The organism is Flavobacterium sp. 90, assembly GCF_004339525.1.
In the GTDB taxonomy this organism is placed as follows: domain Bacteria; phylum Bacteroidota; class Bacteroidia; order Flavobacteriales; family Flavobacteriaceae; genus Flavobacterium.
This window is the reverse complement of the sequence record NZ_SMGE01000001.1, coordinates 5,063,212-5,077,731: the sequence shown is the minus strand read 5'-3', so window position 1 is coordinate 5,077,731 and position 14,520 is coordinate 5,063,212. Positions and strand designations below refer to the sequence as shown.

The window sequence follows — 14,520 nt, the reverse complement described above, 5'->3', positions numbered from 1 at the left end:
TAACTTAATATGTAATTGATAATATTTGAAACTGTCATTTTGTCGACTTTATTTTTTTCATGAGTTTATATTTTAGTTGTTAATTGATTCCTGCAAGGTTTCTAATGCCTTGTAGGTATAGCTTATTAAATATTGTTAGAACTTTTTAGTCCTAATATCAAACCGACAAGGTTTTGGAAACCTTGCAGGATGGATGATTTGATATTACAGAATATTAATTTCTACATTAATGTTTCCTCTTGTAGCTTTAGAATAAGGACAAGTCTGATGTGCTTCATGAGCCACTGCTTTGGCAGTCTCGAGATCTAAACCCGGAAGACTGATATTCAAACGTGCCTGCAAAGAATAAGCTCCGTCTGTTAGACATAAATCTACTTCTGTATCTACGGCAGTATCAGCTGGCAATTTGATGTTTAGTTTAGAAGCGGCAATTCCCATTGCGCCAATAAAACATGCTGACCATCCTGCTGCAAAAAGCTGCTCCGGATTTGTTCCCGGACGTGAAGATTCCGGTGAACTCAATTTAATATTCAATTGATCGTCTGAGCTTTTTGATGCTCCTTCGCGACCACCAGTGGTGTGCGTTTTTCCTGTGTATAATACTTTTGTTTCCATGTTTTAAAATTTTAGATTGTTGATTTTAGATTATTTGATATTGTAATTGTTAATGGTTTGTCATTTTACCGCAAAGTGCACAAAGTTTTTTTTAATAATAAAGCTTAATGAATGGCTAAGAACGCAAAGCTTTGTGTGTGTGTATTTGTATGTGAAATGTTTATTGTGAAAAGTAAAATGTAAATTGTGAACTGTTAATGGTAAAATGCGTAATGAATAGTTTCCATTTTTCACATTTTACAATTCACATTTTACCAAAGCTATCCACATCAATAATTGCTTGCGCGAAAGCTTTTGGGGCTTCTTGTGGTACATTATGTCCGATGCCTTTTAGGATTCTGTGGGCATATTTTCCTGTGAATTTATCTGCGTAGGCTTTTCCATCTGCGTAAGCGCCGTCAAAGTCACTTGCTATTGTAATCGTAGGCACTTTTATTGCTGGTCTTGTTGCTAAGCGTTTTTCTAAACTATCGTATTTAGATTCTCCTGCTTCAAGCGATTGACGCCATCTGTAGTTGTGAATTACAATTTCTACGTGATCCGGATTATCAAAAGATTGTGCGGTTTGATCGTAAGTGGCTTTGTCAAAATTCCATAATGGAGAAGCTATTTGCCAGATTTGTTTGTTGAATTCGTAGGTATTTTGTGCGTAACCTGCTTTTCCTCTTTCGGTAGCAAAGTAATATTGGTACCACCAGCCTAATTCTGCTTTTGGAGGCAATGGTTTTAAATTGGCTTCAAGATTCACTATTAAATAGCCACTTACAGATACTAATCCTTTTATGCGTTCCGGCCAAAGTGCTGCCATAACTACTGCAGTTCTTGCTCCCCAATCGAATCCGCCAACTATGGCTTTGTCAATTTTAAGCGCATCCATAAAAGCAATAATATCACTTGCTAATGCAGCTTGTTGTCCGTTTCTAAAAGTATCTTTTGAAAGGAAAGTAGTTGTTCCTGAACCTCTTAAATAAGGCGTAAATACATGATATCCTTTTGAAACTAAAATTGGAACGACTTCATTATAACTGTGAATATCGTAAGGCCAACCGTGAAGCAAAATTACCGGGGTTCCGTTTGAAGGTCCTGCTTCGGTATAACCTACGTTTAATAATCCAGCGTTGATTTGTTTTAAAGTTCCTAGTGAACCTTCTTGTTTTTCTGTTTGTGCAATTGTTACTGCATTTACAAAAAGAAAGGCAATTAATAAAACTGCATTTGTAAAACTGTTTTTGATTTTTAATATCGTTTTCATAATTATTAATGTTTTGATTAGTTGATTATCAGTTAATTTCTTCGTCAAAGGTATCTTGACAATACTCTTTTTAAAAGATGAAAAAAGGTGAAGTGGACAAAGTAAAAGTTGAAATGGACAGTCTTTTAGTTATGAATTTTGAATTATTAGTTATGAATGAAATGCGGGTAACTTAACCGCAAAGGGCGCTAGGGTTTACGCAAGGTTTGCTAGCTTATTTCTCGCAAAGACGCTGAGTCGCAAAGTTTCTTTCGCATGGCTTTGCGAACTTTGCGTTTTTACAAAAACTTACGAGTAAAAAATCTTTGCGCGCTTTGCGGTTAAACTATTCCCATTTCACAATTCACAACTAACATTTCACACTGTAAACTACTTCTTCAATACTAAAATGGGTTTCCCTTTTTCTACTACATACGTTGCCAATTCAGAAGCTTTTGCGTTTGTATTATTTTTTGCCGAATGAACCGTTCCTGCGGGAATAAACAAAACTTCTCCTGCTTTTAGCGTTACGGTTCCTTGACCTTCTACTTTATATTCTAATGTGCCTTCTAATACATAAATGATTTCTTCGCCCGGATGATAATGTTTTCCGAAAGAAGTATGTGCATCAAAATCGATTCTAGCCTGAACGGCTTCTCTTCCTGGAATACTAAGATCATGTCTTTGCAAGTCAGTGCGCTTTATTCCTGATTGTTGTCCAAAAGCATTATTTGAAGCAAAAGCCATAAAAAGTAAAATTGCAATTGTATATAAGCTGAAGTTTTTATTTGTTTTCATAATGTTTTAATTTGAATATTCGTTGAGTGAATACCCTAACAGGTTTTAGAAACCTGTTAGGTATTATTCTATTAGTTTTTATTATTTTCTTAATGATTTGAAAGCTGCGCGAAGTTCTATTGTAAAAAGCTGTGGTTCTTCCCAAGAAGCAAAATGACCGCCTTTGTTTACTTCATTGAAATAAATCAGATTTTTATATGCTTTTTCAGCCCATGTTTTTGGTGCTTGGTAAATCTCTCCCGGAAATACCGTTATTGCAACCGGAATTTTAATTTCGTTTGTTCTTTGCTCTACAGCATTAAAGTTATTATTGTTGTTTTCCCAATATAAACTAGCCGAAGAATTAGCTGTATTTGTAAACCAGTACAATGATATATCGTCAAGCATTTCGTCTTTGGTAAGCGATTTTTCGGCATTACCACCGCTGTATGTCCAATCATTGAATTTATCTAAGAAAAATGAAGCTAAACCAACTGGCGAATCTGTAAGTGAATATCCTATAGTCTGAGGACGTGTTACCATCATTCCTGCATATCCTGCACCACGAGTATATAATTTATTCAACGAATTAAAAGCTGCTTTTTCTTTTACAGATAATCCAGCAGGCGCCGATTCTCCGTCTTGTAAAGCTTTGGCAATATCAGCGGGAACAGTTGCCGGCATATTCACGTGAATACCCAATAATCCATCAGGAGCCTGACGCGCCATCGCATCTGCAATTACAGAACCCCAATCTCCTCCCTGAGATACGTAGTGTTTATATCCCAAACGTTTCATTAGAACATCCCAGGCGCTTCCTATTTTTTCTACTCCCCAACCTGTTCCTGTAGGTTTTTCAGAAAAACCATATCCGGGCATAGAAGGAATCACAACATCAAAAGCATCTTCGGCTTTTCCGCCATAAGCAGTCGGATCTGTTAATGGTCCAATTACTTTTAAAAGTTCAAAGAACGATCCCGGCCATCCATGCGTAATAATAATTGGTAAGGCGTTTTTATGTTTTGATTTTACATGGATAAATTGAATGTCTAATCCGTCAATGTTGGTAATAAACTGTGGTAATGCATTTAATCTGGCTTCTGTTTTATGCCAATCGTAATCTGTCCCCCAATATTTTACAAGACCTTGAATTTGCGTTAATTTCACTCCTTGTGACTGATCGTTTACGGTTTCTTTTTGAGGCCATCTTGTTGCATTTACACGATCGCGAAGTTCTGTGATTGCTTTTTCTGAAATACTAATGTGATAAGGACGAATCGCTTCTGAATCTGTTTTGCTTTTATCTAGGTTCTTTTGTGCAAAACCGGTTGTTGTAAGCAAAAGGAAAGCTCCTAATGCAAAAATATTTGCGATGCTTCGTTTGTTTGTGTGAATTGTTTTCATTGTTTTTGATTTTAAATTATTTGTTTATCAGTTAATTTCTTCGTCAAAAGTATTTCGATAACCCTTCTTACGAAATCAGAAAACAGTCCAAACGGACGAAGTGATAGCTGAAATGGACAGTCTAGGAGTTAGGGGTTTTTAAATTATGAGTTATGAATTATGAATTATGAGTTTTTGAATGCTGGTGATTTAACCGCAAAGAGCGCTAAGATTTTTTTGCTTCTGGAAATCTTTAAAAACGCGAAGATCGCAAAGCTATGTGTCTAATAACTTTGCGATCTTTGTGTAGTTTTTGCCACAGATTATATAGATTAAAATGATTTTTTCGCGACGAATTCACGAATTTTTTTTAATCATAATTCGTGGCGTAAAACTTTGCGAACTTTGCGGTTAAACCTTCAATTCATAATTAGCAATTAAACAAGCACCATTCCGCCATCCATTAAAATATCTGCTCCGGTTATAAATACAGAAGCTTCGCCGCTTAAATACGAAACCATTTTTGCAACATTGGCTGCGGTTCCCATTTGCTTTAGCGGAATTCTTTCGACAACAACATCCATAATAGATTTTACAGTTGCTTCGTCTAAACCTACTTTTTTCATTACTTCGGTTTCTGTTGGTCCCGGGCTTACTGAATTTACTCTGATTTTTCGTGGCGCTAATTCAACTGCTGCAATTTTCATTATAGCATTAAGAGCTGTTTTACTTGAAGAATAAATTGATGAACCTGCTCCACTCATACTCGCAGTATTAGAAGAAAGAAATACAACAGAAGCTCCGTCTTTCAGAATTGGAATAAATTTGCTTAAAGTAAAATATGCTCCTTTAAGGTTGATGTTCATGATATCATCATATAAAGCTTCTGTTGCTTGCTCAATAGTTCCTAAACCTGCGATTCCGGCATTGATAAAAAGAATATCAACTTGTCCAAAATCTTCTTTTACTTTTAAAGCTAAACGATCAATATCTGCAACATTGGATTGATCCGCAACAATAGCTGTAACGCCTAATTCTGAAGCTGCTTTTTCGATTGCTTCTTTTCTTCTTCCTGTAATAATAACCGTTGCGCCTTGTTCTATTAATTGTTTTGCTGTAGCATAACCAATACCACTATTTCCGCCTGTTATTACTGCAACTTTATTTTTTAAATTGTCCATTTTTATATGTTTTAAATTAATGGGACAAAGTTAGAACGCAGAACATATTACTTTTTCAGCGGTATCATTGAGTATACCTGATTTCCTACCATATAAGTGATATAAGTTCACTTAAATTGTACTGTTTACTAAGTACTTAGCTTAAGTTCACATTCGTTAAATTACTAAAGTCAGCATTTAAACTTATATTTTCTTACATCACTTATATGGTGAAAAAATCACACCGGAAAAAATTATAAATTGTTTTTATATCTTAGTCTAAAATAAATTCTAATGGCAAGAAATCAGCAAGAAGAAGTTCGCGCGCTTCAGGATACGATATATGTTTTGGGTGGTAAATGGAAATTACCTATTATCAATTCGATTTGTAATGGAAATAACCGATTCAAAGAAATCCAGCAAAGTATTCCTGGAATTACGTCTAGAATGCTTTCGAAAGAATTAAAAGATATGGAACTCAACAATCTTGTGAAAAGAACCGAAGACAGAGATGCGCAAATTCCGATACTTTATGAATCTACAGATTATTGCAGATCTTTTGGACCCATTATCACCGAAATGATTAATTGGGGAATATCTCATAGAGAACATATCAAAAACAAGAAAACTAACGCAATATTATAGCTTTTAAATCTTAGTCTCAACTAAATTAATCAGCATTAAAAAGGGGTATTTATACCCTTTTTTAATTTCTTATATATTAATAAATTTGAACTTACTTAATTCACTACACTCCCGTTAGTTAAACTAAAACTCCACGAAAAATAGTGCTACACGCCTCCTTTTAATCGTTTTAATCCTATAACAAATATTAAAACTCGAATAGTCCAAATTTTAATTATTAATTAATTTAAATGAAACTAATATGGCGACAACTGTAACTCTTGACAAAAAGATCAATTATGAAATCTATGATTCGTTAATAATTTATATAAACTTGTAGCAAGTATTAAAAAACAATATACATTAAAATAACATTTAAGAAATGACCAATATTTATCCAAAAGAATATTTCAAAACGTTAAATAATAAAGTTGAAAGGGCAACTTGTTTTATAATGATGCCTTTTGATCCTAAATTTGATGATGTTAATAATACAATAACAAATACACTTCAATCTACTAACTTAAACTTTGTTTGTAAAAGAGCTGATGACATTATAGAACCTCATATAGTGGAAACAATATTAAAAAGCATTTTGAGAGCAGAATATATTATCGCCGATTTAACTGATCGAAATCCAAATGTTTTTTATGAACTTGGAATTGCACATTGTATAAAAGATATAGACAAAGTAATAATTTTAAGTCAAAATATGGAGACAATTCCTTTTGACTTGAGACAATTTCGTTGCATTACATATAAACAAACAGAAGAAGGTTTAATACAGCTCCGTGATGACTTAATAAAAACGTTTGAAGCAGTTGCTAAACATAGATTCGTATTAAAAGTAACGGAAGGGAAGGAACTTCTATTTGATAAAAAATTAGCTGGAAATGACACAAATTTTTATCAACTTGAATTTAAAGCACCTCATATTGGATACGGAGCGATAAAATTATTCATTAATTTTAATCAAATTCGTATTGACAGAGATCCTTACATTATAGAATCGCAATTTTTATTTCTGACAAATGAAAAAGCGACAGAAAAAATACAAAATATTCCTTGGTCAGTATCATTATTGAATATAGACGAACAAAACAAACAAGCTGTAATTTCAATTGAAATAGATTAAAATAACAAACATAAATTATAAATCTCTATAACGATGATTTAATAAATTAGAGAAAATTATATAATCCCGAAATATGAAAATAAAAAAAACAGGAGTAAAAAATACTCCTGTTTTTTATTTCTTTATTTTAAAAAAACGCTAGACAAAAATTACTCCCCAGAAATAACTTCCATAATCTTACTATAAATTGCAATATTCTGATAAACTCCTGCAAAATTCTGAGCTCCTGCTCCATAAGCAAAAACCGGAACCGGAACTGCTGTATGGTCGTTTGTACTGAAACTTCCGTGTACATATCCTTTTTCGATACTTCCGTCGATTAAAGAAAGTCCTCCTGTTTCATGATCTGCGGTAACGATTAAAAGTGTTTCAGGATTTTTGTCTACAAATTCCATTGCTTGTCCCACTACTTTGTCAAAATCAAGCATTTCGCGTACTACATATTCCACGTTATTTTGGTGTCCGCCGTAATCGATTTGTGCACCTTCTGCCATGATAAAAAATGGATTCTTTGTTTTTGCAAATGTTGATGTTGCTTTCGCTAAAGATTTAGACAGAAAGTCTCCTCTACCCGCTTTCATAGAAACTACCGAAGCATCATCCAAAACAATAAATTTCGAATTTTTGATCGTATCAAGACTGCTGAATTTATCCGAAAAAGTATATCCTTTTTCTATTAATACCTTAGATAAATCTTTACCATCTTTTCTAGATTTGAATTGCTTTGGTCCTCCTCCAATCAAAATATCTGACGGATTTGATAAAAAATCATTTGCAATTGGTTCGCTATAGCTTCTATCAGACTGATGTGCATAAAAACCAGCAGGAGTAGCATCGGTAATATCGCCTGCAGAGATTATTGCCGTTTTATAATTTTTCTTTGCCAATTGTTGTGTGATTAATTCTAACGGTTTTCCGTTTTCATCAACACTAATAAATCTATTATTGGTTTTATGTCCCGTTGCCATTGCCGTTGCGCCAGCAGCCGAATCTGTAATATAACTGTCCGAAGATTTTGTAATAGACAATCCCTGAGTTGGGATATTAAACAAGCTCAATTGACCTTTATTAGCCGTATAACCAGAATAAATTTGAGTCAATCCCATTCCGTCACCAATTAACAGAATTACATTTTTTGGCTTCTTTTTGGCGAAAGCCGAAACATTTTTAGGAACATATGCCTGATGAAATTCTGTGTTTTGAAAGAATGTCGTTTTGATATTATTAATGAATTGTGTCAATGCAGGAACATTATCTGTAGCAATAAAATCTACTTTCAGATTCATCAAAGTCATCCAAGTATTCACATTATCTGCCGTTCCCCAAAATCTGATTTTTTTATTCTGATCGTGTACTTTTTTAATGATTTCTTGTACTTTTTCGGCGTCAACCTGAGTCATTACACCTTTACCGTTCCAAGGAGTGATTTCTTTTAAATCTTCGCTAATCATTTCGACACGAGCTAATTGTTCCGGAGAATAATTCTCGTTTAATCTTCCGTCAAAATAAATAAACTCCGGATAATCTTTCCAGTTTGCCTGAGAAGGTCTGCTTCCAGAAATAACTACTTTCAGGTTTTTATTCGAAATCAAATCTGGATACATTTTTAACTGCTGAACAATTAATTTTAAAGTTGGTTCAGCTTCTGTTTTGATATCAATCATTAAAATCAAAGGTTTATTACTTGGATATGCTTTTCCGTTCAATGCCTTTAATTTATTCGATAAAGGATCCAAATACATACTTCTAAGCGTATTGTAAACTGAAATTTCTTTTGAAGTATGCGCAACAGGCAATTCGTTATTTACTAAGAAAACATCGGCTTCGATAACACCAGATTCATTTGAATAGGCATCATAAAAAGGGTTTTTACTCGCATAATCATTATGAGAATGAATATTCGATGAACTGTATTCCTGCGCTTGTGCAAACAGGAAAAAATGAAGACATAAAAGAACTATTATTTTTTTCATTGTAATTGGGGTTTGTTCACTTTTAAAGCTTTTAGAATTTACTATTATTGGTATTTAATTTTTATCGTAATATTTGTCATTTCGACCAAAGGGAGAAATCACACTAGAAATTACATCCGCATAATCGCCAATCTTTATCGAGTTTCGCGTGTGATTTCTCCTCCGTCGAAATGACAATATTGGGCTAACTTTATTTGTAATTCTAAACTTTGTAGAGCTACTTGCGGAGATTCCTCATTCTTCGGAATGACAATATTGGGGTAACTTCCTTAAAGACAAACCAGCCTTTTCCTAAAAAAAGACTGGTTTATTTTTTTATCTAAAATTCATTTCATTTTTATTACGACTGCAAGCTCCACAACAAGCTTGCAGCGTAAAAAAAAACAAAACAAACTGAAACTAATTAATTGTTAATGGTGAATTATAAATTGTGAATGCTAATTAATAATTCATAATTTACAATTCATAATTAAAAACTACCAACCTTTATTTTGAGTCAAAGCGCCTTTGCTTACTGCGATTTCATCTGGTGGTATTGGCCAAACGTGGTGAACTGCAGGGTTGAAATTACGGGCTGGGTAAATCACAGTTCCGTTGTAGTGGTGCAAAGGTTTTGCGTATGTTGCCTGAGCATCTCCCCAACGAACTAAATCAAAGTGACGATCTGTCCATTCTCCAGCCAATTCGCAACGTCTTTCTCTTTTTAAATCTGTTAATGTTGCTCCTGAAATACTTGCTAAACCTGCACGATTACGGATCATATTGATTTCGGTGTCAGCGCTTAAACCTTTCATTAATTTGGCTTCTGCCAACATCAAAATTACATCAGCATAACGTAAAAGAGGTACATTTAAAGCTGTTGAAGGTTTATCTCCGTTTGCATTTACATAGTGAATATCGATTCCACCAGAATTTGTTTTTGGGTAACCGAATGGCTCCATATACTTCTTAAACTGATAACCTGTTCTGTTACTTGAGCTTACAATATATTTTCCTTCGTTAAAAGTTACTAATTCTCCAAAGTACATAAACTGATCGCCTTTTTGCAAAATAGTAGCGCTTCGTCTTTTGTCAGCCGGATCATAAGTATCGAACAATTCTTTTGTGGGATAAAAATTTCCCCAACCATTGTAAACTCCCCAACCTTTATCTTCTAAACATACTCCCGGGAAAATAGATCCTAAACTTGTGTTTTCTGAACTTGAAGTTACTGACCAAATATATTCTGAAGACCAGTTGTTTTTGATTTTAAATACATCTTCAAAATTGTCAAGCAACTTGTGCTTTCCGCTATTTACAATCATGTTGGCATACTTAATTGCATTGTCCCAATCTTTAGCATATAAATACGTACGAACTAAATATCCCCAAGCTGCAGTTTTGTGAGCACGTCCGTAATTATCTGTTGTAAGCTCATTAAAATATGGTAATAAATCTGCTGCTTTTACTAAATCTGCTGCGATATATGCGTAGTTTTCTGCAACATTTTTAGCACGTGGGACATATACATTTGTTGGGTCATTACGATCCTGAATCGGAATTCCGGCACGATCGTCTCCATAATGGTAAGCCAATTCTAAATGCATTACTGCATGATTAAAATAAGCTTCACCAAGCATCATATTTTTTGTTTTATCGTCTAAAGCAATTTTAGGAATGTTACGAATCACATCATTACAACGTTTCATTACTTCGTAGTGCAATCTCCAAATATCTTTAGTATCCGATTCTGATCCGTCAACGATAAAATTCTTGATACGTTCTGCATTTTGTCTTGGTTTTGTTCCAATATCATCACTTGCATTATTCAGCCAGAAGAAACCACGACCGTACATATTATCATCAGAATATAAAGCATAAATTGCATTTACTCCCGCTTTTGCATCTGCCGGAGTTTTCCAGAAATTTCCGCTTGACGGAGCTCCTTGCGGAATAACATCAAGTTCACTTTCGCAAGCCGAAGTGCCTAATAAAAGCACAAAACTCAATAATAAAAGACTTAAATTTTTCATTTTATATGTTTTATATTTTTTTAAAAAGTAGCATTTACACCCGTCATATAAATACGAGAAAGTGGATATTTACCTAAGTCAAGACCAAAGTTGCTAAGACCAACTTCTGGATCCATTCCAGAATATTTAGTGATTGTAAATAAGTTTTGTCCTGAAATAAAGAATCTGAGTTTCGCTTTTCCGTTTAACCAACTATCTTTAACTGTATAACCAATCGAAACGTTTTTCAATCTTATGAATGAAGCATCTTCAATATAAAAATCAGAGATTCTTCCGAAGTTATTGTTGTTATCTGTTGACGAAAGAACCGGAATATTAGTATCTGTATTTGTTGGCGACCAGGCATTTTTAGAATCTGCCAATAAATTATATCCTGGGAAAGAAGCGTTTAATCCTGTATATTTTACTGCATTGAAAACTTTATTTCCAGCTACTGCATTAAAAAACACATTCATATCAAATCCTTTATATCTAAAGTTCGCATTCAAACTATAAGTTGTTTTTGGAAAAGGATTTCCAAGTACTACTCTATCGCTGTTATTGATTACGCCGTCTCCGTTTACATCTTTAAATTTAATATCTCCCGCAACTGCGTTTGGCTGATAAACTGCACCTGTACTGTTTACGTATGCTTTTGCTTCGGCATTACTTTGAAATAATCCGTCTGTCGCATATCCGTAATAAGCTCCAACCGGGCTTCCAACCTGATAAATATTTGCTAAAGGCAAACTACGAACTCTGCTAATATTTAAAGGCTCAAGAGAAGTTAAACCGTCTTTAATCGAAACAATTTTGTTGCTCAAAAATGCAGCATTTGCCGTTACATCAAACTTAAATTCTCCACGTGATTTTTGGTATGTCAAACTAGCTTCAAGACCTTTATTTTCAACATCTCCAGAGTTTACGATTCTACCTTGTGGCGTTCCAGAAACTCCCGGAAGCTGATCACGAACTAACATATCTTTGTTCTTTTTTACGTAAGCATCAACAGATCCTGTCAACATATTGTTGAACATTGTAAAATCTAAACCAATGTTTGTTTGCTCTGAGCTTTCCCATTTTAAGTTAGGATTTGATAATTCACCTTCAGCATAACCGTAATTAATTACCGGAGTAGAACCAATTAAAGCCTGAGTTTGATTTAACGGTACACTAAATTGGTATGGTCCAAGGTTTCCTAAGTTTCCTATTTGTCCCCAGCTTGCACGTAATTTCAAATTGCTTACGATTGGACCGATATTTTTCATGAATTCTTCTTCAGAAATTAACCAACCTGCAGAAACTGAAGGATAAACTTTCCAACGGTTTTCTGATAAAAGTTTTGAAGTTCCGTCACGACGAACAATTCCTGAGAATAAATACTTCTGATTAAAATCATAATTCAACCTTCCAACATAAGACGAAATAATTTCATCCGATAATCCTGCAGCCGTTTGCTGAATTAATTTTGCATTTAGCAAATAACGTTGTGATGGATCTTCGTTATCAAAACCAGTTCCTTCAATCGTATAAAAATCTCTTTTTGTTTCCTGATATGTATATCCGGCCAAAGCTTTGAAATTGTGTTTTCCTAATGATCTTTCGTAAGAAATCGTTTGTTCACCTAATAAATCAGTAGTTGTAATTGACTTTTGCGTTAAACGGTTAAAGTCAAATATTTTTCCAGGTTCTGTAATTTTAACTGCAAAATCTTTTGCATTATCCTGAATTCTCGTGTAACCCCAGTTTGTTTTTACTTTCAAACCTTTTACGATTTCCCATTCAGCATAAGGATTGATCAAAATTGTTGAAACAGGATTTCTGTTGTCTAACCTTTTCAAATAAGCCACAGGATTGATAACGTCTCCGTAAGAACCAATATATTTCTCCGGAACTCCACCAAAATGTCCTGAACCGTCTTCTCTATAGATTGTTGCATTTGGAGGATAAAAAATCGCTGCCAAAATTGCTCCCGTATATCCGCTTGACGTATTAGCACTTTGACCGTTTGTCAACGAATAAGATAAATTTTCTCCAATTGTAAAATTTGGTGCTATTTTAAAAGAAGAGTTTGCTCTTGCTGTATAACGTTCTCCGAAAGTATTCAATAAGATACCTTCATTTTTTCTATAACTTCCTGAAACAAAGAAATTTGATTTTTCTGTTTTTCCATTTATAGAAAGTGACAAATCCTGAATTTCTCCTGTATGAAAAATTTCATCCATCCAGTTTGTTTTTGTCGTTCTCGCTGTTGGTTCAAATGCAGGATCAAAAGCAGGAATTCTAGGCATACCAGCATTATCTCTCGCTAAGTTCATAGCGTCTGCATATTCAGCAGCATTAAGAACATCAAGTTTTTTAGCTACATTCTGGAAACCTCCCTGATAATTTACATTGATATTTACTTTCTCAGAAACTCCTTTTTTAGACGTAATTAAAATTACACCTCCAGAAGCTCTAGCTCCGTAAATTGCCGCAGAAGCCGCATCTTTCAAAACACTTATCGAAGCAATATCATTTGGATTTAAAGTATTTAGAGATCCGCTGTAAATGATTCCGTCCAAAACGATTAAAGGCGTTTCAGCATTCAAAGAACCAATTCCGCGGATATTAATTGTTGGCTCAGCCGTTGGATCACCACCATTATTAAGTACTGTAACACCTGCAACAGTTCCTTGTAATAATTCGGCAGCGCTATTGTAAGTTCTGCTTGAAGTTTCTTTCATAGAAACAGATCCCACAGATCCCAAAACTGCATTCTTTTTTACACTTCCATAACCCATAACTACAACTTCTTGTAGTTGTTTCATATCAGCTACTAATTTCACTTTTATGTTTTTATCTGCCGGAGTTACTTTAATTTCCTGATTAACATAACCAACATATGAAAAAACAAGTACCGCTTCAGATGAATTGATTTCCATCTTAAAAGTTCCGTCAAAATCTGTTGATGTAGCCACGTCAGAACCTTTATCTTTGATTCCTACGCCTGGCAACGGCATTCCATCAGTAGCGCTGTAAACAGTTCCCGAAATATTGATTTTATTCTGTTCATTATCAGCGACTTTTTGGCTCTTTTTGATTACGATATTGTTGCTTACAATTTCATATTTCAATAAAAAATTGCTGCAAATTTTATCCAAAGCCTGTTCTAACGTAACATTGTTTAGTTTTAAACTAATTTTCTGATTAGCGTTAACCTGATTTGTTTCGTACATAAAATGCACATCAACTTGCTTTTCAATTTTTTGAAAAACATTTTTCATACTTTCATTTTCAACTTTTAGCGTAACTCTTTTGCCGATATCTACGCTGGCTGCTTTTGCTGTTAATCCGATAAAAAATAAAGCCACAAAAAGAAGTGCTTTGTCTAATACAGATTTTTTAATGCTCTGACAGTTTTGGATAAACCGCATTTGCTTTTTAGTCATGTTTTTGAGTTTTAATTGTTTTTGGATTATGATTGGTTTTCTACGTAGCTTGTTTAAAAATTTAATATTGTAATCTGTTGTAATCTTTCATCTTAGCACATATATGCTATGTTGATTTATATATATGTCTTAATTTTTTCTCGCAGATTAAGCAGATTAAGCAGATTTTTATTTTTTAATTCTCAATTTTTAATTCTTTT

At 34.0% G+C, this 14,520-nt stretch carries 10 protein-coding genes; 2 read left to right on the top strand and 8 right to left on the bottom strand.

Annotation, left to right across the window (positions count from 1 at the left end; all coding sequences use genetic code 11):
* Window positions 1-204: 204 nt before the first annotated feature.
* The 5 genes from C8C83_RS20450 to C8C83_RS20430 form a co-directional block, all read right to left on the bottom strand.
* A complete protein-coding gene (locus C8C83_RS20450; RefSeq protein WP_121330416.1) occupies window positions 205-615 on the bottom strand; it encodes an organic hydroperoxide resistance protein in 411 nt (136 codons plus the stop codon).
* Between the two features lie 244 nt (window positions 616-859).
* A complete protein-coding gene (locus C8C83_RS20445; protein ID WP_121331390.1) occupies window positions 860-1,867 on the bottom strand; it encodes an alpha/beta hydrolase in 1,008 nt (335 codons plus the stop codon).
* 369 nt (window positions 1,868-2,236) lie between these two features.
* Complete coding sequence (locus tag C8C83_RS20440; protein ID WP_121330415.1) at window positions 2,237-2,644, bottom strand: cupin domain-containing protein; 408 nt, start codon at window positions 2,642-2,644, stop codon at window positions 2,237-2,239.
* 81 nt (window positions 2,645-2,725) lie between these two features.
* The gene (locus tag C8C83_RS20435) at window positions 2,726-4,027 is read right to left on the bottom strand and encodes an epoxide hydrolase family protein (protein WP_121330414.1); all 1,302 of its coding nucleotides are present in this window, start codon (window positions 4,025-4,027) and stop codon (window positions 2,726-2,728) included.
* A 416-nt stretch (window positions 4,028-4,443) separates the two neighbouring features.
* Entirely contained in the window at window positions 4,444-5,187 is a 744-nt protein-coding gene (locus tag C8C83_RS20430) for an SDR family oxidoreductase (RefSeq protein ID WP_121330413.1), read from the bottom strand.
* Window positions 5,188-5,460: 273 nt separating this feature from the next.
* On the opposite strand from C8C83_RS20430, the gene C8C83_RS20425 reads away from it, so the two are divergent.
* Both C8C83_RS20425 and C8C83_RS20420 read left to right on the top strand, forming a co-directional pair.
* Window positions 5,461-5,811: a helix-turn-helix domain-containing protein gene (locus tag C8C83_RS20425; RefSeq protein WP_121330412.1), complete on the top strand. Its 351-nt coding sequence runs from the start codon at window positions 5,461-5,463 to the stop codon at window positions 5,809-5,811.
* Window positions 5,812-6,172: 361 nt separating this feature from the next.
* On the top strand, window positions 6,173-6,925 hold the full coding sequence (locus C8C83_RS20420) for a hypothetical protein (protein WP_121330411.1): 753 nt from the start codon (window positions 6,173-6,175) through the stop codon (window positions 6,923-6,925).
* A gap of 149 nt (window positions 6,926-7,074) precedes the next feature.
* Here C8C83_RS20420 and C8C83_RS20415 read toward each other — a convergent pair whose 3' ends face one another.
* The 3 genes from C8C83_RS20415 to C8C83_RS20405 form a co-directional block, all read right to left on the bottom strand.
* Window positions 7,075-8,898, bottom strand: a complete 1,824-nt coding sequence (locus C8C83_RS20415) for an alkaline phosphatase (protein WP_132011875.1) — start codon at window positions 8,896-8,898, stop codon at window positions 7,075-7,077.
* 476 nt (window positions 8,899-9,374) lie between these two features.
* Entirely contained in the window at window positions 9,375-10,910 is a 1,536-nt protein-coding gene (locus tag C8C83_RS20410; protein ID WP_121330410.1) for a RagB/SusD family nutrient uptake outer membrane protein, read from the bottom strand.
* A 20-nt stretch (window positions 10,911-10,930) separates the two neighbouring features.
* Window positions 10,931-14,320: a SusC/RagA family TonB-linked outer membrane protein gene (locus C8C83_RS20405; protein ID WP_121330409.1), complete on the bottom strand. Its 3,390-nt coding sequence runs from the start codon at window positions 14,318-14,320 to the stop codon at window positions 10,931-10,933.
* Window positions 14,321-14,520 lie beyond the last annotated feature (200 nt).